This window comes from Rhizobium sp. WYCCWR 11128 (genome assembly GCF_013416305.1).
Taxonomy (GTDB): Bacteria; Pseudomonadota; Alphaproteobacteria; order Rhizobiales; family Rhizobiaceae; genus Rhizobium; species Rhizobium indicum.
This window is the reverse complement of the sequence record NZ_JACCEZ010000003.1, coordinates 228,590-249,345: the sequence shown is the minus strand read 5'-3', so window position 1 is coordinate 249,345 and position 20,756 is coordinate 228,590. Positions and strand designations below refer to the sequence as shown.

The window sequence follows — 20,756 nt, the reverse complement described above, 5'->3', positions numbered from 1 at the left end:
ATTCCTTAAATCGGAATCGATTTAAGGATGAAATTATGCAGCAATTCAAAATGTTACAGCGTCCTTTGCGCGTCTGAAAAGACGCGCGGCGCTGTAGCGCAGCCAGGCCAGTGATCGCCGAAACCGGCAATGGACGCGCGAAAGCGTGCCTGTCGAAAGTCGCGCGAGATGCGTCTGAAAGCGCCATCTGGATGAAGCCACAGGCATTCCCCGATGTCGATTGCCCGAACGGGTGAAATCGAGAATGCGGGTCATTCACTGACGAGCCCAAGAAAGCAATACCCACCAGGCGCCGAAGACAGGGGGGTGCCACAAATGCGAAGCCCACCGATGCGCAGGGGCATCGGTGGGCTTTTGATTGTCATCCGTTTTGATGGATCAGTTCCACTCGCGGATATCGACGAAGTGGCCGGCGATTGCGGCTGCGGCCGCCATTGCCGGCGAGACGAGGTGCGTGCGGCCCTTGAAGCCCTGACGGCCTTCGAAGTTGCGGTTCGAGGTCGAGGCGCAGCGTTCGCCCGGCTTCAGGCGGTCGTCGTTCATGGCAAGACACATGGAGCAGCCCGGCTCGCGCCAGTCGAAACCGGCGGCCTTGAAGATCTTGTCGAGGCCTTCGGCTTCCGCCTGTTCCTTGACGAGGCCGGAGCCCGGCACGATCATCGCGTCGACGGTTGGGGCAACCGTCTTGCCTTCGACGACCTTGGCGACTTCGCGCAGATCCTCGATGCGGCCGTTGGTGCAGGAGCCGATGAAGACGCGGTCGAGCGTGATGTCGGTCATCTTCGTGCCCGGCTTCAGACCCATATAATCGAGCGCGCGCCACTTGGAGGTGCGCTTGGTCTCGTCCGGAATGTCGTCCGGGTTCGGAACGATGCCCTGGACGGAGATGACATCCTCGGGCGAGGAGCCCCAGGAAACGATCGGCGGCAGGCTGGCGGCATCGAGCACGACGACGCGGTCATAATGAGCGCCCTCGTCGGTCTGCAGCGTCTTCCAGTAGGCGATGGCCTGTTCCAGCGCCTCGCCCTTCGGCGCGCGCGGCTTGCCCTTGATATATTCGAAGGTCTTTTCATCCGGGGCGATCAGGCCGGCGCGGGCGCCGCCTTCGATCGTCATGTTGCAGATGGTCATGCGGCCTTCCATCGACAGCGCGCGGATCGCTTCGCCGGCAAATTCGATGACGTGGCCGGTGCCGCCGGCCGTGCCGATCTCGCCGATGATGGCAAGGATGATGTCCTTGGCGGTGACGTGCGGCGGAAGCACGCCATCGACCCGCACCAGCATGTTCTTTGCCTTCTTCTGGATCAGCGTCTGGGTCGCCAGCACATGCTCGACCTCGGAGGTGCCGATGCCGTGCGCCAGCGCGCCGAAGGCGCCGTGCGTCGAGGTGTGGCTGTCGCCGCAGACGATGGTCATGCCCGGCAGGGTGAAGCCCTGTTCCGGACCGACGATGTGAACGATGCCCTGGCGCTTGTCGCTTGCCGAATAATATTCGACGCCGAATTCGGCGGCGTTGGTGGCCAGCGCTTCCACCTGGATGCGGCTTTCCTCGTTCTTGATGCCGAGGTGGCGGTCGGGCGAGGTCGGAACGTTATGGTCGACGACGGCGAGCGTCTTTTCCGGCGCGCGAACCTTGCGGCCGGTCATGCGCAGGCCTTCGAAAGCCTGCGGCGAGGTGACTTCGTGGACCAGATGGCGGTCGATGTACAGAAGACAGGTGCCGTCTGCCTGTTCGTCGACCAGATGATCGTCCCAGATCTTGTCGTAGATGGTACGCGGTGCGCTCATGGCGTTAAGTCCGTTTTTCTAAGCTTTTGGAAAATCGAGAAATGGCAGATCAGGCTCCGCCGGCCGTCATTCGATCAACGAAGTCGGCTGTTGAGCGCACCGGACACGCACGCAAAAAACCGTGCCGGCAGGCGATAGTGATCCTGCAGCACGAAAATATGCGCACCAATGCATCTGAACTTGGATTCCATGGCCCTGCATATAGCGATTTTTCGCGGCGGCTTCAATTTGAATCATCAGCAGGCGCTCTGCGGCCTCTCGGCGGCGCGGCGGGGATTGATCGCTTACCGCGACTTCATCCATTTCTCCGTCCGCCGCAGCGCCAGCGACAGGCCGATCGTCAGGATCAGATAGATATAGGTGACGATCGAATAGGTCTCGAAGAAGCGGAAGGAGCCGGCGGCATAGACCTTGCCCATCTGGGTGATGTCGGCGACGCCGAGCACCGAGACGAGCGAGCTGTCCTTCACCATCGAGACGAAATCGTTGGAGAGCGGCGGGAAGATCACCCGGATCGCCTGCGGGAAGACGACGGAGCGAAAGCGCCGGTAGCGCGACAGGCCAAGCGCCTTGGCCGCCTCGATCTGGCCGAGATCGACCGACTGGAAACCGGCCCGGAAGATTTCGGCGATGAAGGAGGAATAGCCGACCGTCAGCGCGATGATCGCTCGCCACATCAGCGAGAGATCACGCACCAGGACGGGCTCGGCCACGCCTGATGTCACCAGCGGTGAAATCAGGAAATTATAGGCTGCAACCAGAGCCGGCGCGCCGACGAAGGCGACGTAGAACAGCAGCACGAGGATCGGTATGCCGCGGATGATCTCGATGTAGAAGCGCGCAATCTGCCGCAACACCTGGCTATCGGCCATGCCAAGCAGGCAGATGCCGAGGCCGAGCACGGTGGCGAGCACGAAGGCGACCAGCGTGACGAAGACGGTGATGCCGACACCGTTGACGACGGTGCGGAAGACCTGGGCATAGATATCGTTGGCGACGATGACGACGGCAAGCACGATGCCGATCGTGACGAGGGCGACCAGCCACCAGGGATAGTCGTCCTTGACGTGTCTGTCGGGAGATGGTCGCACTGCCATCAATAGTTGCTCGGCGTCATTCGCCCATCTTGTAGTCGAGGAACCACTTCTTGTTCAGCCCATCCAGCGTGCCGTCGGTCTTGAGTGCGGCGATGGCGGCATTAACAGGGGCGACGAGGTCGGACCCTTTCGGGAAGATGAAGCCGAAATCTTCGGTGCCGAGCGGCTCGCCGATCAGCTTCAAGGCGCCGTTCGAGGCGTCGACATAACCCTTGCCGGCGGTGCCGTCGGTCAGCACGACGTCGACGTCGCCGGCCTTCAGGGCCTGGACGGTGGCGCCGAAGGTTTCGAAGAGCTTGATGCGCGGGTTCTGCTCGTTGCCATCAAGCACTTCGTAGACGGCGGTGTAGAAGGGCGTGGTGCCGGGTTGTGCGCCGACCAGGCCATCCTTGAATTCGCCGAAGGACTTGGCGTCGGTGAAGCGCTTCTCATCGCCGCGCACCAGCATGAACTGCTGCGAGCGCATATAGGGATCGGAGAAATCCACTTTCTGCTTGCGGTCTTCCTTGATGGTGATGCCGGTCATGCCGATGTTGTACTGGCCGTCGGACACCGCCTGGATCATCGCGTCCCAGCTGGTGTTCTGGTATTCGACCTTGAAATTCAGCCGCTTGGCGATCTCGTTCATCGCATCATATTCCCAGCCGATCGCCTTGCCGGATTTCGGATCGACGAACTGCAGCGGCGGATAGGCATTCTCGGTGACGACGACGACGCTCTTGCCGCCGAGATCGGGCAGTTCGGCGGCCGATGCGGCGTGGGGTAGAAGAGCAAGGGCGGCGAAGCTCGCAAGAACGGTACGACGAAACAACATTGAACGGTTCCCCAAAATTGAACGGCAAAAACTGTCACGGAAGATAGGCCCGAGGCAAGGCCGCCGGCTGCGCACCGAAGCAAAAAATAGAAAAGGCGACCCGAAGGTCGCCTTTCCAAGCAAAGAATTTTGCGTGGCGCAGGTCTTATTCTGCTGCCGGTTCCGCTGCAGCGGCGGCTGCTTCAGCGGCGGCCTTTTCAGCGGCGGCCTTGGCTTCCGCAGCTTCTGCTGCTGCCCTCTCGGCGGCGAGCGCCTGAGCTGCTGCAACCTTTTCAGCTTCGATGCGTGCCTTTTCCTCGGCAATGGCGGCGCGCTCGGCGTCGTTGAGCTTGCGGGCGCGGACGCCGGTGTCTTCAACGATACGGGCAGACTTGCCGCGACGGTCGCGCAGGTAATAGAGCTTGGCGCGACGGACCTTACCGCGGCGAACGACGTCGACGCTTTCGATCATCGGCGAGTAGATCGGGAATACGCGCTCGACGCCTTCGCCGTAGGAGATCTTGCGGACCGTGAAGTTTTCCTGCAGGCCGCCGCCGGAGCGGGCGATGCAGACGCCTTCATAGGCCTGAACGCGGGTACGGGTGCCTTCCGTGACCTTGACGTTGACGCGGACGGTGTCGCCCGGGGAAAATTCGGGAAGCGTGCGCTTGGCTTCGATCTTGGCGACCTGTTCGGCCTCAAGCTGCTGAATGATGTTCATCGTCTTAACCTTTGGTTCTTCTGAAACAGCCAGAGCGCTCGACACTGATCCTTCGGAACTGGCCTCAGGACTTTGCCCGTCAGGGCGGGAGCGGATTCGCCATTCTTTGTTTGCTGGCAGACGGGGATAAACCCCATTTCCGCGTGCGCCAATACACGAAAGGCCAGGGCTTGTCATCCCTTGGACGGCATTTTTGTGAAAAGGGCTGCGAAATCAGCCGTTTTTCTCACTTTATAGCGCCGCGCGTGTTTTCAGACGGCGCAAAGGACGCTGTAACATTTTGAATCTACGCATCGTGCTTTCCGAAATTCGATCCCGATTTCGGGGTCAATGCGTCAGCCTTTTCCAGCAAATCCGGCCGCCGCTCCCGCGTCAGCCGCACCGCTTCCTGATGCCGCCACTTCTCGATGGCGCCATGGTTGCCCGAGGTGAGGATCGCGGGGATTTCCCGGCCTTCCCATCCCTGCGGCCGGGTATAATGCGGATGTTCCAGCAGTCCGCCTTCGAAGCTTTCGTGCAGGCCGGAAAGATCGTTGCCCATGACGCCAGGCAGGATGCGGATGATGGCATCGAGCACGATCAGCGCCGCCGGCTCGCCGCCTGATAGGACGTAGTCGCCGATCGAGACCTCTTCCAGTCCGCGCGCCTCGATCACCCGCTGGTCGACACCCTCGAAGCGGCCGCAGACGATGATGACGCCGTCGCCCGCGGCGAGTTCGCGCACACGCTCCTGCGTCAGCGGCCGTCCGCGCGGGCTCATCAGCAGCCGTGGGCGGGTATCGTTTTCTGAGGCGCTGTCGATCGCACGCGCAAGAACGTCGGCCTTCAGCACCATGCCGGCGCCGCCGCCGGCCGGGGTGTCGTCAACGGTGCGGTGCCTGTCGGTGGCGAAGTCGCGGATCTGCACCGTGTCCAGCGACCATTGCCCCCGCTCCATCGCCTTGCCGGCGAGCGAGAAGCCCAGATGCCCCGGAAACATTTCCGGATAAAGTGTCAGCACGCTCGCCCGGAAAGCCATTACTTCTTCTTTTTCGGCTTGTCGGGAGTGAATTTCGAAAGCTCTTCGGGATCCTCGACCAGCCCCGCCGCCAGCGGATCGATCAGCAGCGTGCCGGCCTCGAGGTCGATCTCCAGCACCGAGGCTTCGGAGAAGGGGATCAGCACCGGGCGCTTGCCCGGACCTTTGAGTTCCAGCAGGTCGCCGGCGCCGAAATCGAAGACGCCGGTGACGGTGCCATAGCTGACGCCCTTGTCGTCGCGTGCCTCGAGCCCTTCGAGATCGGCATAATAGAACTCGTCGTCCTCCAGCTCCTCGTCCGGCAGGTTGTCCCGCTCGATATAGAGTTCAAGCCCGTTCAGAGCCTCGGCGGCATTGCGGTCGTTGACGCCGCGGAAACGGACGACGACGACATTCTTCATCTCGCGGATTTCGAGGACTTCGAAGCTGCGGCCGTCCATGCTGTGCAGATGGCCGTAGTCGCCAAGCGCACCGGGATCGGCCGTATAGGCCTTGGCGCGCACCTCGCCCCGGAGGCCCTGCGCGCCACCGATCGTCGCCATCAGAACGGGGTTTTCAAGCTTGGTCATGGGTTCCTTCATGTGAAGCCGAAAGACAGGTTTCTCATAAACGAAGTGCGTGCGATTGGAAACGAAAACGGGCGGCATGTCGCCATGCCGCCCGATCGAAGGGGGTGTCGCGATTATTCCGCGGCGTCTGCAGCAGCAGCGGCGGCGTCGGTGGCCTTCTGAGCCTTTTCGGCGGCGCGTTCCTGGGCGCGCTTGCCGGGCTTTGCCTTGACCGGGTTGTTCTTGACTTCGCGCTTGGCAACGCCTGCCTCATCGAGGAAGCGCAGAACGCGGTCGGTCGGCTGGGCGCCGTGTTCGATCCAGTGCTTGATGCGCTCGGCGTTCAGCTGAACGCGCTTCTCATCGTCCTTGGCAAGCATCGGGTTCCAGGAACCGAGGTTTTCGAGGAAGCGGCCGTCACGCGGGCTGCGCGCATCGGCGAGAACGACGTGGTAATACGGGCGCTTCTTGGAACCACCGCGGGCGAGACGAATTTTCAGTGCCATGTTCTTTACTCCTTGGGCTTTTCTTGACCGCTTTCTTGAGCGGTACGGTTATCGGGCTGCAGCGCTCTGTTCAGCGTGATCCGCAGCGATCTGCTCATGATGCCGGATGACTTCCTTGATGACGAAGTTCAGGAACTTCTCGGCGAAATCCGGGTCCAGATTGGCGTCTTTCGCCAGCTGGCGAAGGCGTTCGATCTGGTATTCCTCGCGCGCCGGGTCGGCCGGCGGCAAATTGTATTTGGCCTTCAGCACGCCGACCTCTTTGGTGCAGCGGAAGCGTTCGGCCAGCATGTGCACGAGAGCGGCGTCGATATTGTCGATCGACTGACGATAGCTCGCGAGCTGGGCTTTGACGTTTGGATCAATCATGGGGCAAGCGATCCTTTCACTTCTTCTTCGGCAATCCGGGCAATCCCGGGAAACCACCGCCAAGGCCCGGCAGCTTGGCGCCGCCGAGGCCCGACAAACCACCCGGCATACCGCCGAGACCGGGCATGCCCCCACCCGGTTTTCCAAGCCCCGCCGCTTCCGCCTGCTTCTGCAAGGCCTCGAGCTGTCGGGGATCGATATTCGAGAGATCGGGCATGCCGCCACCCATGCCGCCCATGCCGCCGCCGAGGCCCATCTTGCCGGCAAGGCCGCCCATCATCTGCTTCATCATGCCGCCTTTGCCCTTGCCGCCCATCATCTTCATCATGTCCGCCATCTGGCGGTGCATCTTCAGAAGCTTGTTGATGGCGGCGGCATCGGTGCCGGAACCGGCGGCGATGCGCTTCTTGCGCGAATGCTTGAGCAGGTCGGGATTGGTGCGCTCGGCCTTGGTCATCGACTGGATGATGGCGATCTGGCGGCCGAAAAGCTTGTCGTCGAGGCCGGCTGCGGCCATCTTGTCCTTCATGCCGGCCATGCCGGGCATCATCCCCATGATGCCGCCCATACCGCCCATCTTCTGCATCTGGCGCAGCTGGTCGGCGAGGTCGTCGAGATCGAACTTGCCCTTGGCCATCTTGGCGGCCATGGCGGCCGCCTTCTCGGCGTCGATGTTTTCCGCCGCGCGCTCGACGAGCGAGACGATGTCGCCCATGCCGAGAATACGGTCGGCGATGCGGCGGGGATGGAATTCCTCCAGCTCGCTCATCTTCTCGCCGACGCCGATCAGCTTGATCGGCTTGCCGGTGACGGCGCGCATCGAAAGGGCGGCACCGCCGCGGCCATCGCCGTCCATGCGGGTCAGCACCAGACCGGTGATGCCGACGCGTTCGTCGAAACTGCGGGCGAGGTTGACGGCGTCCTGACCTGTCAAACTATCGGCGACCAGCAGGATTTCATGCGGGTTCGAGCGCTTCTTGATGTCGGCCATCTCGACCATCAGGGGCTCGTCGATATGCGTACGGCCGGCGGTATCGAGGATGACGACGTCATGGCCGCCAAGCTTTGCGGCTTGAACGGCACGAGCAGCGATATCGGTCGGCGACTGGCCTGATATAATAGGCAGTGTGTCGATATTGGCCTGGGCGCCGAGCTGGCGAAGCTGCTCCTGGGCTGCCGGACGACGCGTGTCGAGCGATGCCATCAGCACCTTCTTCTTCTCGCGCGTCGACAGGCGATGGGCGATCTTCGCCGACGTCGTCGTCTTGCCGGAGCCCTGCAGGCCGACCATCATGATGACGACAGGGGCAGCGGCATGAAGGTCGACGCCAACGCCTTCGCCGCCCAGCATCTCGATCAGTTCGTCATGCACGATCTTGACGACCATCTGGCCGGGCTTGATCGACTTCAGGATCTCGGCGCCGACGGCCTTTTCACGCACGCGGTCGGTGAAGGAACGCACGACGTCGAGCGCAACGTCGGCCTCCAGCAACGCACGGCGAACCTCGCGCAGCGCTGCGGAAACATCGGCTTCCGAAAGCGCGCCACGGCCTGTCAGTCCATTCAGAATGGATCCAAGACGGTCCTGGAGGTTTTCAAACATCGGCTCTTCCTTGATACGTTTCGGGCGGGTTCTTACCTGCCCGGAAACGTCGTGCTTTTCCTTGACGAAAACAAGACGCAAAGCCAAAAAGCACCCGAGGGCGCATCGCGCTGTCGGGTGTTGACCTCCGGGATCTTAAGGTCCCGGTCGGCGGCTCGGAGTCATGCGGCTCGTCGCGGATTGGGCGCGATAAACAGGAAAGCCGCGCGAAAGTCAAGGCAATGCGGACAAATGACCGCATGGCGGACTTCTCGGAAGCCGTTTCACCCAGCGGTTGCAGCGAAGGTACATATTCAAGCAAATCGATGTAATGGCTCGCGCAATCCCCCAGGGTTTCAGGTTTTGACGATAAATATTCCAGTCGAGGCCTGAATTCGCTAGCAACGCCGGTTGCAAATTATTCGGCGTGTGATTCTACTTTCTACTTAAGTGCGTCCTGTAAAATGATTCGTGAATATCCTTGATGCCGAATGAATCGGCGGAGATATCGAATGTTAAATCCTGATATTGAGAGCTGGGCGCTGGCGCGGGCCCATCACATTGTCCTGAACGAAGGCCTGAATCTTGCCAAGGCGGCACAGGATCTGGATCGCAAGCGGTCCCGCTCGCTGGTCTACGAGCTGAGAAAGGTCATCACCGCAGCGATTGTCGAAGCCCATGCTGCATCCTTCGATCCCGACAGTGCGCAGCGGTAAAAGCCGAACTGCTGCCTCGAAGGGATCGGCGGGCCGCAACACCTGCCCGGCACTCACCCACTGGTAATTCCTTCGCATTTCCGCCATATACACCGGAAAGACAGACGGAATGATACCCATGAGCGCAACGGTCGAATTTGCGAGGATGAACGGGCTTGGCAACAAGATCCTGGTCGTCGACATGCGCGGCCGGCCGGACAAGGTGACGCCGGCGGCGGCGGTCGCGCTCAATGCCGATCCGCAGACTGAGTTCGATCAGATCATGGCGATCCATGATCCGAAGGCCGAAGGCACCGATGCCTTCATCGATATCCTGAATTCCGATGGCTCGAAGGCGCAGGCCTGCGGCAACGGCACGCGCTGCGTCGTGCAGGCGCTTGCCGCCGAGACCGGCAGGAAGGTCTTTACCTTCCAGACGGTCGCCGGCATCCTCAATGCCGTCGAGCACGAGGACGGGACGATCTCGGTCGATATGGGCCGGCCGGTGTTCGATTGGGACAGGATCCCGCTGGCGGAAGAATTCCACGACACCAGCCGCATCGAGTTGCAGATCGGCCCGATCGACAAGCCGGTGCTGCATTCGCCGTCGGCGATGTCGATGGGCAATCCGCATGCGATCTTCTGGGTGGACAGGGACGTGATGTCCTATGATCTCGCCCGCTTCGGACCGTTGCTCGAAAACCATCCGATGTTTCCCGAGCGCGCCAATATCACGCTGGCGCAAGTGACGTCGCCGACATCGGTGACGACGCGCACTTGGGAGCGTGGCGCGGGACTGACGCTTGCCTGCGGTTCGGCTGCCTGTTCTGCTGCCGTCAGTGCTGCGCGCACCGGCCGCACCGGCCGCAAGGTGACGATTAATGTGGCAAGCGCCAAACCGCCGGCCACGCTTTCCATCGAATGGCGCGAGCGCGACGATCATGTCATCATGACCGGCCCGGCCGAATGGGAATGGTCGGGCAGGGTCGATCCTTCGACCGGTCTCTGGTCGCGCGATGGTACCCGAGAGGCGGAGGCGCAGTGAGCGGCGTCGAGGTCATTACCTTCGGCTGCCGCCTCAACACATATGAATCCGAAGTGATGAAGGCGCAGGCTGAAAAGGCCGGGCTCAACAACGCCATCCTGGTCAACACCTGTGCGGTGACCGGTGAGGCCGTGCGCCAGGCCCGCCAAGCGATCCGCCGGGCGCGGCGCGACAATCCGCATGCCCGCATCATCGTCACCGGCTGCGCCGCGCAGACGGAAAAGCAGACCTTCGCCGCGATGGCGGAGGTCGATGCCGTGCTCGGCAACGAGGAGAAGCTGACCAGCGCCTCCTATCGTAGCCTGCCGGATTTCGGCGTTTCGGCCGAACAGAAGCTCCGGGTCAACGACATCATGAGTGTCAAGGCGACGGCGCCGCAGATGGTCAGGCATATCGACGGCCATGTGCGTGCCTTCATCCAGGTACAGAACGGCTGCGATCATCGCTGCACCTTCTGCATCATTCCCTATGGCCGCGGCAATTCCCGCTCCGTACCGATGGGAGCCGTCGTCGATCAGGCCCGCAATCTCGTCGACGGCGGTTATCGCGAGATCGTGTTGACCGGCGTCGATGCAACCAGCTATGGCGGCGATCTTCCCGGCGCCCCGACGCTCGGGCTTCTGGCGAAGACGCTGCTGAAGCAGATCCCCGATATCCGCCGCCTGCGGCTTTCCTCGATCGACAGCATCGAGGCCGACGCCCATCTGATGGATCTCATTGCCGACGAACCCCGCTTCATGCCGCATCTGCATCTGTCGCTGCAGCATGGCGACGATATGATCCTGAAGCGCATGAAACGTCGGCATCTACGTGCCGATGCGTTGCGTTTCATCGAGGATGCGCGCCGGCTTCGCCCCGAGATGAGCTTCGGCGCCGATATGATTGCGGGCTTTCCCACCGAAACCGAAGAGATGTTCGAGAATGCCGTGAGGCTGGCGGAAGAGGCTGGCATCGCCCATCTGCATGTCTTCCCCTACAGTCCGCGTCCCGGCACACCGGCCGCCCGCATGCCGCAGCTCGACCGGTCGCTGGTCAAGGATCGCGCCGCAAGGCTGCGCGCCGCTGGACATAGGCTGCATCAATCCCATCTCGATCAGATGATCGGAACCCGGCAATGGCTGCTTGTTGAAAACAACGGCCTGGCGCACACGGAGAACTTCACGCTGGTCGCGGCCCCTAGCCTTCGTCCCGGCGAACTTGTGCCGGTCACGATCACCGGCCACAATGGCAAGCATCTCGACATGCAATTGACGGCCGCAGCCGCGGCCTGACTTTCACGGAATCCTCATGGCGCTCAGTTTCATCAAAAAGGTCTTCACCTTCGGCAAGCCGGCTGAAGAACCTGTGCCTGCGGCCGTGGAAAGGGAGCTGGAACCACGTTCGCGCGACGAAGATCTGCCAATCGCGGATGATCCTGTTCTTCCGGAGGAAATGGATACGGCCGGCGGACCGGCTGCCGATATCGGCGAGGGCGGGGTCGAAGCACCGGTTGCTGAAGATGATGTCGAACCCTCAATCCTGCCCGCCGCCGACCAGCTGAGCGATATGGGTGTCGTGCCGCTTTCATTGCTGGAAGCCGAGGCAGCAGCGGAGGCGGAGGCTGAAAGCCAGACGGTCGCCGAAACCGTTACGGAAATACCCGCTTCTGTCCCTCTGGAACATCTCCCGCACGAGGCGGCAGATCCTGTGGAGACCGGAGCGCTAGAACAGCCGGCTGACCTCGAAGAGATCGTCGAAAAGCGTCCGGAAGAGGTTCCGACCGAGCCGGAAGAGATTCCGACTGAGGATGACGCAGAGCTGGATTCGCCCTCCCAGCCAATCTCCCCAGCTGCGGGGGAGATGCCCGGCAGGGCGGAGGGGGTTAACCCCATGGCAGAACCGGAGATTGGTTCTCCCATCCTCCCCAGAGGCTTTGCCACCGGCCCGAAGGTCGTCGAGCCGGAGCCCGTTGTCCTGCAGCCAAAACTCAGCTGGTTCCAGCGCCTGCGTAATGGCCTTGCACGCACCTCTTCGCAGCTGACCGGCCAGATCACCGCGCTCTTCACCAAGCGCAAGCTCGATGACGAGACGCTGCAGGATCTCGAGGACCTGCTGATCCAGGCCGATCTCGGCGTCGAGACAGCCATGCGCGTCACCGACACGCTTGCTTCCGAGCGTTATGGCAAGGATGTCACCGGCGAGGATGTCAGCCGGATCATGGCGTCGGAAATCGCCAAGGTCCTGAAGCCGGTCGCCAAGCCGCTGCAGCTCGACCTCTCGCACAAGCCGCATGTCATCCTCGTCGTCGGCGTCAACGGCACCGGCAAGACCACGACGATCGGCAAGCTTGCGGCAAAGCTTTCCGGCGCCGGGCTGAAGGTGATGCTGGCTGCCGGCGATACGTTCCGGGCGGCGGCGATCGAGCAGCTGAAGATCTGGGCCGACCGGACGAAATCCGAATTCATCGGCACCAAGCTCGGCGCCGATGCCGCCGGCCTTGCCTATGATGCCTTCGAACAGGCAAAGACGAAAAAATGCGACGTGCTGATCGTCGATACCGCCGGCCGCCTGCAGAACAAGGCCGAGCTGATGGCCGAGCTCGAGAAGATCGTCCGCGTGCTCGGCAAACTCGATCCCGATGCGCCGCATACCGTGCTGCAGACCCTCGACGCCACAACGGGGCAGAACGCGCTCAGCCAGGTCGAGATCTTCCGCAACGTCGCCGGTGTCAACGGGCTGATCATGACCAAGCTCGACGGCACGGCGCGCGGCGGCATTCTCGTCGCCATCTCCGCCAAGCACAAGCTGCCGGTCTATTTCATCGGTGTCGGCGAGGGCGTCGAGGATCTGGAGCCGTTCGAGGCCGAGGATTTTGCCCATGCCATTGCCGGACTTGGGCAATGATGCCACAGATATGCCGCCGAAAGCCTGCAAGGCACGGCCGGAAACAGGTTTCCAGGAAAACAGGTTTGAAGAACGCATGAGCACCGAAAGCGATATCACCCCGTCTGCTGCCGACCGGCATCACCCGCTGCTGAAACTGGCGCTGGAACTCGGGCCGCTGATGATCTTCTTCTTCGCCAATCTGCGCGGCCAGTGGCTGGTGGAGACCTTTCCGGCTCTTTCCGAATTGGGCGGACCGCTGTTCGTCGCGACCGGGCTCTTCATGGCGGCGACGATCATCTCGTTGATCGTTTCGAAGATCGTGCTCGGCCATCTGCCGATCATGCCTTTTGTATCGGGCATCGTCGTCGTCATCTTCGGCTCGCTGTCGATCTGGCTGCAGAACGAGACCTTCATCAAGATGAAGCCGACCATCGTCAACGCGCTCTTCGGCGTGGCGCTGCTCGGCGGGCTGGCCTTCGGCAAGTCGCTGCTCGGCTATGTCTTCAACGCCGCCTTCCAGCTCGATGCCGAGGGTTGGCGCAAGCTCACTATCCGCTGGGGCATCTTCTTTCTCTTCCTTGCCGTGCTGAATGAAGTCGTCTGGCGCAATTTTTCCGACGGTACCTGGGTCGCCTTCAAGGTCTGGGGCACGATGCCGATCACCATCATCTTCACGCTAGCGCAGATGCCGCTGGTGCTGAAGCATAGCGTCAACCTGGAAACGGAAGGCGAGAAGTGAGCGCTGTCGACTTAGAATCTCGCGTAAGACACCAGAACTTCTGGTTCGTCGCCTGCCTTGTGGTCCTGGTCATTCAGATCGCTGCCGAATTTATGATGGGCCGCGTGCCGATCTGCGCCTGCGGTTATGTCAAGCTGTGGGAGGGCGGGGTCAATACCAGTGGCAATTCGCAGCATCTGTCGGATTGGTATACGCCGTCGCACATCATCCACGGCTTCCTGTTCTACGGGCTCGCCCATCTCATCCTGCGCGGCAAGCCGTTGGCGGCAAAGCTGCTGCTGGCGCTCGTCATCGAATCCGGCTGGGAGCTGCTCGAGAATTCACCTCTCATCATCGACCGCTACCGCACGGCGACCATCGCGCTCGATTATTACGGCGACAGCATCCTGAATTCGGCGATGGACACCATCTTCATGTGCGTCGGCTTCTTCTTCGCGCGGCGCGCGCCGGTGGCGCTGACGGTGGCGATTGCCATCTTCTTCGAGATTTTTACCGGCTACATAATCCGCGACAACCTGACGCTCAACGTTGTGATGCTGATCTGGCCGGTGGAGGCGATCAAGGTCTGGCAGGGTGGGGGTTAAGACCCCTCCCCACAAGGGGGAGGGACTAACACGTGGCACCGCCTCGCAAACCAGACCAACTCACTGGATGTTCGATAGGACGCACGGAAGAGCCGCACGTTAAGTCCCTCGCCCTTGTGAGGAGGGGTCTTTTGTGGATCACTCACTCAGGAAGTCGGCTTGCCGAGCGCCTTTTCCATCGCTGGAAACAACCCTTCCTTCAGGCTGATATCGTCGAAGGGGCCGACGCGCTTGTAAAGGATCGTGCCGTCAGGCCCGACCAGATAGCTTTCCGGAATGCCGTAGACGCCCCAGTCGATTGCCGCCTTGCCGTTCGGATCGATGCCGATCGCCTGATAGGGATTGCCGAGCTCGCCGAGGAAACGCAGGGCGTTGTCGCTCTGGTCCTTGTAATTGATGGCGACGATATTCAGCCGTCCGTCCTTTGCCAGTTCTTTCAAGACCGGATGTTCATCGCGGCAGGGGAGACACCATGAGGCGAAGACGTTGACGAGGGTCAGCTTGCCCTTGATTGCCGCATCGGTCAGCGCCGGCAGGTTGGCGCCGTCGAGCGGCGGCAGGTTGAGCGCCGGCGCCTTGGTGCCGATCAGGGCGGAGGGAATTTCGGCGATGTTCTTGCCATGGAAATCCTGGTCGTAGAGCATCTTTGCGGCCGTTGCCGCAATGCCGCCGAAGACGACGAGCGGCAGCAGCGCCAGTGCGTAACGGCTCAGCCCGCGCGGCTTGGCGGCGGTGTTTTCCGGCGTGTCGTTCATTCGCCATCCCCCACACTGTCCTTGGGGCGCGCCGAACGGCGGCGGATGCCGGCAGCCTCAAGGGCTGCAAGTTCCCTGCGGCGGGCGCGGCCATCGGCCCAGGTCCATGCCGTGACGGCGATCGTCACCAGGGCTGCAAAGCCATAGGAAGCGTAGACGTAGAAGGCATGCGTCACTATTAATCCTCCCGGCTCGCCATGCGGGCGGCAAGACGGCGCTGGGCGGCAATGCGGCGGCGCCAGATCTCGTTCCTCATCGCCATGATGTGCAGCGTGAAGAAGAGCAGGGTGAAGGCGATCGCCATGACGAAGAGCGGCCGCAGGAATTCCGGATCGATCGCCGGGCCGTCGAGGCGCAGCACGCTTGCCGATTGGTGCAGCGTGTTCCACCACTCGACCGAGAATTTGATGATCGGGATGTTGACGAAGCCGACGAGGATGAGCACGGCGCTGACGCGCGCGGCCTTCGACGGATCATCGATGGCGCGGCCGAGCGCAATCAGCCCGAGATACATCAGGAAGAGGACGAAGACGGAGGTCAGCCGCGCATCCCACACCCACCAGGTGCCCCACATCGGCTTGCCCCAGAGCGAACCGGTGACGAGCGCGAGCAGGGTGAAGGCGGCGCCGAGCGGGGCAGCGGCCTTGGCGGAGACATCGGCCAGCGGATGGCGCCAGACCAGCGTACCGATCGCCGAGAGGCTCATGATCGTATAGCACATCATCGAAAGCCAGGCCGAGGGCACATGCACATACATGATGCGCACGGTCTCGCCCTGCTGGTAATCGCCTTCGGTGGCGAAGCTCAGATAGAGACCGACGATAAAACAGAGGGCGGTGATGCCGGTCAGCCACGGAATGGCGCGCGCCGCCAGCGCCAGAAACCGCGTCGGGTTGGCGAGATCACTGAATTTGCTGATGGCAAGGCTCGTTTCGCTCATGTCCGCTTCCTTACCTTGATCCGGCTTTTCCCGCAATCGAACGCCCCATCAATCCGCTGTGTTTCGCAGCGCCAGGGCGGCGGCTGCCGGGCCGATGACCGCGAAGAAGAGTGTCAGCGCAATAAGAATCAGGAAGGGCGGCAGGAAGGGGGCGGGATCCTCGACTGCGGCATAGGTGGCGCTGACGCCGAAGATCAGCACCGGGATGGTCAATGGCAACACGAGGATCGAGACCAGCAGGCCGCCGCGGGGCAGCGCCACGGCAACGGCAGCACCCACGGCGCCGATGAAGGTGATGGCGGGCGAGCCGACTAGCAGCGTCAGTATGGTCGCGCCGATCGCGGTCTCGTCCATGTTCATGAAGAGGCCGAGCAGCGGCGAGGCGATGACCAGCGGCAGGCTGGTGGCCGTCCAATGGGCGAAGCATTTGACCAGCACGGTGAGGACGAGCGGTGTTTCCTGCATCAGCATCAAGTCGAGCGATCCGTCATCGCGCTCGGCCTGGAACAGGCGGTCGAGGCCGAGAAGGGCGGCGAGCAACGCGCCGATCCAGACAATGGCGGGGCCGATGCGCGACAGCAGTTTGAGATCGGGACCGACGCCGAAGGGAATGACGGCGACGATGGTCAGGAAGAACAGCACGCCGATCAGCGCACCGCCGCCAGCGCGAATCGAGAGTTTCAGGTCGCGGAAGAAGAGGGCGGTCATGCGGGGCAGCTCTCTAGATGTGCGGTGGACGGGGCACCCCCCTCTGCCCTGCCGGGCATCCCCCCCACAAGGGGGGAGATCGGCTGGATGCTCTTGCTTCCCCAAACAATCGGCCATCCAAATCGGCAATCCGGTTGCGAGGCGGGAAAGCTGAGCAGCTTGTGATCTCTCCCCCTGTGGGGGAGATGCCCGGCAGGGCAGAGGGGGGTAGCCACACCGAGATACATCAACCCCATATCCCCGCATCCACGCCGGCAAAGCCCGTCATCTTCAATTCCTGCGCATTCCTCAGCCCCAAGGGCTGATGCGTTGCCGCCAGCACGATGCCGCCCTTTTCCAGATGCGTCATGATCAAATCGGCAAACAGCCGGTCGGCGCTGGCGTCGAGTGCGGCGGTCGGTTCGTCGAGGATCCAGACGGGGCGGTGGGCGACGAGCAGCTTGGCGAAGGCTATCCGGCGCTGCTGGCCGGCGGAGAGATAACCGAAGGGAAGGTGGGTGATGCCGGAAAGACCGACGGCGTCAGTGGCGTCCTCGACGGAAAGGGCGGCGGAGCCTGTATTGCCGAGAAAGGTGCGCCAGAAATCGAGGTTTTCTGCAACCGTAAGTTCACTCTTCATCGCATTTCGATGGCCAAGGTAGTGGCTGACCTCGCCGGGATCCCTGCCTCCTAGGCTCTTTTCGCAGTGAAATATGACAGTGCCTTTTTCCGGCCTGAGGAGGCCGGCGACGACACGCAGCAAAGTGGACTTTCCCGATCCATTTTTTCCGGTCAGGACAAGCGCCTCGCCGGCCGCCAAGTGAAAGGAAATGTTAACGAAAATGAGATCCTCACCGCGCCTTGCAGCCAGATTTTCGGCGGTGAGATGCATGCGTCGGCTCTTTCCTGGTTTCGGCTTGCAGCGGGGTCAAAAAATGTCCGATTTTGACTGTGCTCGGGTATGGCAAGTTTTTAGGAAATTATCTATAAGACCTGCAACCACGCCAGCGGTCGGCGTGAATTTCATCCTTGCGCCGAACTTGGAGCGTCTGTTCCACGTGCGGACAGCGGAAATGGCCGTACCCGCATCCTGATGTGCATTAAGTGCATAGGCGTTCGCACGACTGTGTTGGCTATCAGAAACGGGGTATCTCGTGTCTAAATCTCTTGACAGTTTCAATTGTCGTTCCACGCTTTCCGTCAACGGGAAGGACTATGTCTATTACAGCCTGCCCAAGGCTGAGGCAAACGGTCTGGCCGGCGTGTCGAAGCTTCCCTATTCGATGAAGGTGCTGCTCGAAAACCTGCTGCGCTTCGAAGACGGCCAGTCGGTCACCAAGGAACACATCCTGGCTGTCGCCGAATGGCTGAACAACAAGGGTGCGGTCGAAAACGAAATCGCCTATCGCCCGGCGCGCGTGCTGATGCAGGACTTCACCGGCGTTCCCGCCGTCGTCGATCTTGCCGCGATGCGCGACGCGATGGTGTCGCTCGGCGGCGATCCCGAGAAGATCAATCCGCTTGTTCCCGTCGATCTCGTCATCGACCACTCCGTCATCGTCGACGAATTCGGCACGCCGCAGGCTTTCGCCAGGAATGTGGAGCTGGAATACCAGCGCAACGGCGAGCGCTACCGCTTCCTGAAGTGGGGCCAGCAGGCTTTCAAGAATTTCCGCGTCGTGCCTCCCGGCACCGGCATCTGTCATCAGGTCAATCTCGAATATCTCGGCCAGACCGTCTGGACCAAGGAAGAGGACGGCGAGACGATCGCCTATCCCGATACCTGCGTCGGTACAGACAGCCACACGACGATGATCAACGGTCTCGGCGTTCTCGGCTGGGGTGTGGGCGGTATCGAAGCGGAAGCTGCGATGCTCGGCCAGCCGGTCTCGATGCTGCTGCCCGAAGTCATCGGCTTCAAGCTGACCGGTAAGCTCAAGGAAGGCGTCACGGCGACCGACCTCGTTCTCACCGTCGTGCAGATGCTGCGCAAGAAGGGCGTCGTTTCGAAGTTCGTCGAATTCTTCGGCCCCGGTATGGACAACATGCCGCTCGCCGACCGCGCGACGATCGGCAACATGGGTCCGGAATATGGCGCGACCTGCGGTTTCTTCCCGGTCGACGTCGAAACCATCAATTACCTTACCATGTCCGGCCGCACGCATGACCGGATCGCGCTCGTCGAAGCCTATTCGAAGGCGCAAGGCATGTGGCGCGAGGGCGATGGTTCCGAGCTCGTCTTCACCGACACGCTGGAACTCGATCTTAACGACGTCGTGCCGTCGATGGCCGGCCCGAAGCGTCCGGAAGGCCGCATTTCGCTTGAGAATATCGCGACCGGTTTTGCCGGCTCCATGGATGCCGACTACAAGAAGCCCGGCCAGTTGAACAACCGCTATGCGGTTGAAGGCACCGACTTCGATCTCGGCCACGGTGACGTGGCGATCGCTGCCATCACGTCGTGCACCAACACCTCCAATCCGTCAGTGTTGATCGCCGCCGGCCTTCTCGCCCGCAACGCCGTTGCCAAGGGCCTAAAGACGAAGCCGTGGGTGAAGACCTCGCTGGCACCTGGAAGCCAAGTCGTCGGTGAATATCTCGCCAAGTCGGGCCTGCAGGCCGACCTCGACAAGCTCGGCTTCAACCTCGTCGGCTTCGGCTGCACCACCTGCATCGGCAATTCCGGCCCGCTGCCGGCACCGATCTCGAAGACGATCAACGACAAGGGCCTCATCGTTTCCGGCGTTCTCTCCGGCAACCGCAACTTCGAAGGCCGCATCTCGCCCGACGTGCAGGCGAACTATCTCGCATCCCCGCCGCTGGTCGTCGCTTATGCGCTTGCCGGTACGGTGCAAACGGATCTGACCAAGGAGCCGATCGGCGAGGACCATAGCGGCAACCCGGTTTATCTCAAGGACATCTGGCCGACCTCGAAGGAAGTTCAGGAATTCATCCTGAAATACGTGACCCGCGAGCTTTACGAAAGCAAGTACGCCGACGTCTTCAAGGGCGACGTCAACTGGCAGGCCGTTCAGATCCCGCCGGGCCAGACCTATGCCTGGGACGACAATTCGACCTATGTGCAGAACCCGCCCTACTTCGTCGGCATGGGCAAGAAGGGCAGCGGCGTTTCCGACATCAAGGGCGCCCGCGTCCTCGGCCTGTTCGGCGACAAGATCACCACCGACCACATCTCGCCGGCCGGTTCGATCAAGGCGGCATCGCCGGCCGGCGCCTACCTGATCGACCACGACGTCGCCGTTGCCGATTTCAACCAGTACGGCACGCGCCGCGGCAACCATGAAGTGATGATGCGCGGCACCTTCGCCAATATCCGCATCCGCAACCACATGCTCGGCCCGAACGGCAAGGAAGGTGGCTACACCATCCATTACCCGTCGAAGGAAGAGACCTCGATCTACGACGCCGCGATGCAGTACAAGCAGGAAGGTGTGCCGCTCGTCATCTTCGCCGGTGTCGAATACGGCAACGGCTCCTCGCGCGACTGGGCTGCCAAGGGCACCAACTTGCTCGGCGTCAAGGCGGTGGTCGCCCAGTCCTTCGAGCGCATTCATCGTTCGAACCTGGTCGGCATGGGCATCATCCCCTTCGTCTTCGAAGAGGGCACGACCTGGCAGAGCCTCGGCCTCAAGGGCGACGAACTCGTCACCATCGAAGGTCTGGAAAAGATCAAGCCGCGCGAGAAGAAGATCGCCAGGATCACCTATGGCGACGGCACCGTGAAGGAGGTTCCGCTGCTGTCGCGCGTCGATACGCTCGACGAGGTGATCTACCTCAACAATGGCGGCATCCTGCAGACGGTTCTGCGCGATCTCGCTGCCTGATTTTTAAGAGACTTATTTGATAATAGCCGCCGGAAAGCAATCTCCGGCGGCTTTTCTTTGGTGCGACGACAGTATTTGGACGGGCTCACGATGATTTGTTTTATGCAAGTTCCCGTCGAGCTACGTCTCACCCGTTCGTGACTTTTCGTTTGGACCCGGAAGGATTATTCGTACGTTCA

At 61.6% G+C, this 20,756-nt stretch carries 22 protein-coding genes; 7 read left to right on the top strand and 15 right to left on the bottom strand.

What is annotated here, in order from left to right:
* Positions 1-378 precede the first annotated feature (378 nt).
* The 10 genes from leuC to ffh form a co-directional block, all read right to left on the bottom strand.
* Positions 379-1,788, bottom strand: a complete 1,410-nt coding sequence (leuC, locus tag HX898_RS13590) for a 3-isopropylmalate dehydratase large subunit (RefSeq protein WP_138331850.1) — start codon at positions 1,786-1,788, stop codon at positions 379-381.
* Between the two features lie 66 nt (positions 1,789-1,854).
* Positions 1,855-2,091, bottom strand: coding sequence for a hypothetical protein (locus HX898_RS13585; RefSeq protein ID WP_180194879.1), 237 nt, complete (start codon positions 2,089-2,091; stop codon positions 1,855-1,857).
* Positions 2,073-2,885, bottom strand: a complete 813-nt coding sequence (locus HX898_RS13580; RefSeq protein ID WP_180194878.1) for an amino acid ABC transporter permease — start codon at positions 2,883-2,885, stop codon at positions 2,073-2,075. The genes HX898_RS13585 and HX898_RS13580 overlap by 19 nt, the downstream gene beginning before the upstream one ends.
* A gap of 16 nt (positions 2,886-2,901) precedes the next feature.
* Complete coding sequence (locus tag HX898_RS13575) at positions 2,902-3,699, bottom strand: transporter substrate-binding domain-containing protein (protein ID WP_180194877.1); 798 nt, start codon at positions 3,697-3,699, stop codon at positions 2,902-2,904.
* Positions 3,700-3,844: 145 nt separating this feature from the next.
* Complete coding sequence (rplS, locus tag HX898_RS13570; protein WP_180194876.1) at positions 3,845-4,399, bottom strand: 50S ribosomal protein L19; 555 nt, start codon at positions 4,397-4,399, stop codon at positions 3,845-3,847.
* 286 nt (positions 4,400-4,685) lie between these two features.
* Entirely contained in the window at positions 4,686-5,417 is a 732-nt protein-coding gene (trmD, locus tag HX898_RS13565) for a tRNA (guanosine(37)-N1)-methyltransferase TrmD (protein ID WP_180194875.1), read from the bottom strand.
* Positions 5,417-5,986 carry a ribosome maturation factor RimM gene (rimM, locus tag HX898_RS13560; RefSeq protein WP_012759372.1) on the bottom strand — a complete coding sequence of 190 codons (570 nt, stop codon included), beginning with the start codon at positions 5,984-5,986 and terminating at the stop codon, positions 5,417-5,419. Before rimM ends, trmD begins: the two co-directional genes overlap by 1 nt.
* Positions 5,987-6,099: 113 nt before the next feature.
* On the bottom strand, positions 6,100-6,471 hold the full coding sequence (gene rpsP, locus HX898_RS13555; RefSeq protein ID WP_180194874.1) for a 30S ribosomal protein S16: 372 nt from the start codon (positions 6,469-6,471) through the stop codon (positions 6,100-6,102).
* A 48-nt stretch (positions 6,472-6,519) separates the two neighbouring features.
* Complete coding sequence (locus HX898_RS13550) at positions 6,520-6,840, bottom strand: chorismate mutase (protein WP_129422020.1); 321 nt, start codon at positions 6,838-6,840, stop codon at positions 6,520-6,522.
* 16 nt (positions 6,841-6,856) lie between these two features.
* A complete protein-coding gene (gene ffh, locus HX898_RS13545; protein ID WP_138331848.1) occupies positions 6,857-8,443 on the bottom strand; it encodes a signal recognition particle protein in 1,587 nt (528 codons plus the stop codon).
* Positions 8,444-8,913: 470 nt separating this feature from the next.
* Here ffh and HX898_RS13540 point away from each other — a divergent pair, with 470 nt between their 5' ends.
* From HX898_RS13540 to HX898_RS13515, 6 genes are all read left to right on the top strand, one after another.
* Positions 8,914-9,138 (top strand): hypothetical protein, encoded by a 225-nt coding sequence (locus HX898_RS13540; protein WP_180194873.1) that lies wholly within the window; start codon positions 8,914-8,916, stop codon positions 9,136-9,138.
* 118 nt (positions 9,139-9,256) lie between these two features.
* Complete coding sequence (dapF, locus tag HX898_RS13535) at positions 9,257-10,162, top strand: diaminopimelate epimerase (RefSeq protein WP_180194872.1); 906 nt, start codon at positions 9,257-9,259, stop codon at positions 10,160-10,162.
* Positions 10,159-11,433: a tRNA (N(6)-L-threonylcarbamoyladenosine(37)-C(2))-methylthiotransferase MtaB gene (mtaB, locus tag HX898_RS13530; RefSeq protein ID WP_180194871.1), complete on the top strand. Its 1,275-nt coding sequence runs from the start codon at positions 10,159-10,161 to the stop codon at positions 11,431-11,433. The genes dapF and mtaB overlap by 4 nt, the downstream gene beginning before the upstream one ends.
* A gap of 16 nt (positions 11,434-11,449) precedes the next feature.
* Positions 11,450-13,045, top strand: coding sequence for a signal recognition particle-docking protein FtsY (gene ftsY / locus HX898_RS13525; protein WP_180194870.1), 1,596 nt, complete (start codon positions 11,450-11,452; stop codon positions 13,043-13,045).
* A gap of 76 nt (positions 13,046-13,121) precedes the next feature.
* Positions 13,122-13,766 (top strand): septation protein A, encoded by a 645-nt coding sequence (locus HX898_RS13520; protein WP_003543660.1) that lies wholly within the window; start codon positions 13,122-13,124, stop codon positions 13,764-13,766.
* A complete protein-coding gene (locus HX898_RS13515; protein ID WP_180194869.1) occupies positions 13,763-14,350 on the top strand; it encodes a DUF2585 domain-containing protein in 588 nt (195 codons plus the stop codon). Before HX898_RS13520 ends, HX898_RS13515 begins: the two co-directional genes overlap by 4 nt.
* A 146-nt stretch (positions 14,351-14,496) precedes the next feature.
* On the opposite strand, the gene HX898_RS13510 is transcribed toward HX898_RS13515, so the two are convergent.
* From HX898_RS13510 to ccmA, 5 genes are all read right to left on the bottom strand, one after another.
* A complete protein-coding gene (locus HX898_RS13510) occupies positions 14,497-15,105 on the bottom strand; it encodes a DsbE family thiol:disulfide interchange protein (RefSeq protein ID WP_180194868.1) in 609 nt (202 codons plus the stop codon).
* Positions 15,102-15,281, bottom strand: a complete 180-nt coding sequence (gene ccmD / locus HX898_RS33200; RefSeq protein WP_012759361.1) for a heme exporter protein CcmD — start codon at positions 15,279-15,281, stop codon at positions 15,102-15,104. Before ccmD ends, HX898_RS13510 begins: the two co-directional genes overlap by 4 nt.
* 2 nt (positions 15,282-15,283) lie before the next feature.
* Complete coding sequence (locus HX898_RS13500; RefSeq protein WP_138389440.1) at positions 15,284-16,045, bottom strand: heme ABC transporter permease; 762 nt, start codon at positions 16,043-16,045, stop codon at positions 15,284-15,286.
* A 48-nt stretch (positions 16,046-16,093) separates the two neighbouring features.
* Positions 16,094-16,753: a heme exporter protein CcmB gene (gene ccmB, locus HX898_RS13495; protein WP_171600215.1), complete on the bottom strand. Its 660-nt coding sequence runs from the start codon at positions 16,751-16,753 to the stop codon at positions 16,094-16,096.
* A gap of 226 nt (positions 16,754-16,979) precedes the next feature.
* Positions 16,980-17,624, bottom strand: a complete 645-nt coding sequence (ccmA, locus tag HX898_RS13490; RefSeq protein ID WP_180194867.1) for a heme ABC exporter ATP-binding protein CcmA — start codon at positions 17,622-17,624, stop codon at positions 16,980-16,982.
* 262 nt (positions 17,625-17,886) lie between these two features.
* On the opposite strand from ccmA, the gene acnA reads away from it, so the two are divergent.
* Entirely contained in the window at positions 17,887-20,577 is a 2,691-nt protein-coding gene (gene acnA / locus HX898_RS13485) for an aconitate hydratase AcnA (protein ID WP_180194866.1), read from the top strand.
* Positions 20,578-20,756: the final 179 nt, after the last annotated feature.

What these genes read in the sequence shown, in the direction of transcription:
- HX898_RS13585 (WP_180194879.1), bottom strand. Translation starts at nt 2,091, where the DNA reads ATGGATGAAGTCGCGGTAAGCGATCAATCCCCGCCGCGCCGCCGAGAG.
- HX898_RS13520 (WP_003543660.1), top strand. Translation starts at nt 13,122, where the DNA reads ATGAGCACCGAAAGCGATATCACCCCGTCTGCTGCCGACCGGCATCAC.
- ccmB (WP_171600215.1), bottom strand. Translation starts at nt 16,753, where the DNA reads ATGACCGCCCTCTTCTTCCGCGACCTGAAACTCTCGATTCGCGCTGGC.
- rpsP (WP_180194874.1), bottom strand. Translation starts at nt 6,471, where the DNA reads ATGGCACTGAAAATTCGTCTCGCCCGCGGTGGTTCCAAGAAGCGCCCG.
- rplS (WP_180194876.1), bottom strand. Translation starts at nt 4,399, where the DNA reads ATGAACATCATTCAGCAGCTTGAGGCCGAACAGGTCGCCAAGATCGAA.
- ccmA (WP_180194867.1), bottom strand. Translation starts at nt 17,624, where the DNA reads ATGCATCTCACCGCCGAAAATCTGGCTGCAAGGCGCGGTGAGGATCTC.
- HX898_RS13510 (WP_180194868.1), bottom strand. Translation starts at nt 15,105, where the DNA reads ATGAACGACACGCCGGAAAACACCGCCGCCAAGCCGCGCGGGCTGAGC.
- HX898_RS13550 (WP_129422020.1), bottom strand. Translation starts at nt 6,840, where the DNA reads ATGATTGATCCAAACGTCAAAGCCCAGCTCGCGAGCTATCGTCAGTCG.
- rimM (WP_012759372.1), bottom strand. Translation starts at nt 5,986, where the DNA reads ATGACCAAGCTTGAAAACCCCGTTCTGATGGCGACGATCGGTGGCGCG.
- HX898_RS13580 (WP_180194878.1), bottom strand. Translation starts at nt 2,885, where the DNA reads ATGGCAGTGCGACCATCTCCCGACAGACACGTCAAGGACGACTATCCC.
- ffh (WP_138331848.1), bottom strand. Translation starts at nt 8,443, where the DNA reads ATGTTTGAAAACCTCCAGGACCGTCTTGGATCCATTCTGAATGGACTG.
- leuC (WP_138331850.1), bottom strand. Translation starts at nt 1,788, where the DNA reads ATGAGCGCACCGCGTACCATCTACGACAAGATCTGGGACGATCATCTG.
- HX898_RS13540 (WP_180194873.1), top strand. Translation starts at nt 8,914, where the DNA reads ATGAATCGGCGGAGATATCGAATGTTAAATCCTGATATTGAGAGCTGG.
- trmD (WP_180194875.1), bottom strand. Translation starts at nt 5,417, where the DNA reads ATGGCTTTCCGGGCGAGCGTGCTGACACTTTATCCGGAAATGTTTCCG.
- HX898_RS13575 (WP_180194877.1), bottom strand. Translation starts at nt 3,699, where the DNA reads ATGTTGTTTCGTCGTACCGTTCTTGCGAGCTTCGCCGCCCTTGCTCTT.
- dapF (WP_180194872.1), top strand. Translation starts at nt 9,257, where the DNA reads ATGAGCGCAACGGTCGAATTTGCGAGGATGAACGGGCTTGGCAACAAG.
- HX898_RS13500 (WP_138389440.1), bottom strand. Translation starts at nt 16,045, where the DNA reads ATGAGCGAAACGAGCCTTGCCATCAGCAAATTCAGTGATCTCGCCAAC.
- ftsY (WP_180194870.1), top strand. Translation starts at nt 11,450, where the DNA reads ATGGCGCTCAGTTTCATCAAAAAGGTCTTCACCTTCGGCAAGCCGGCT.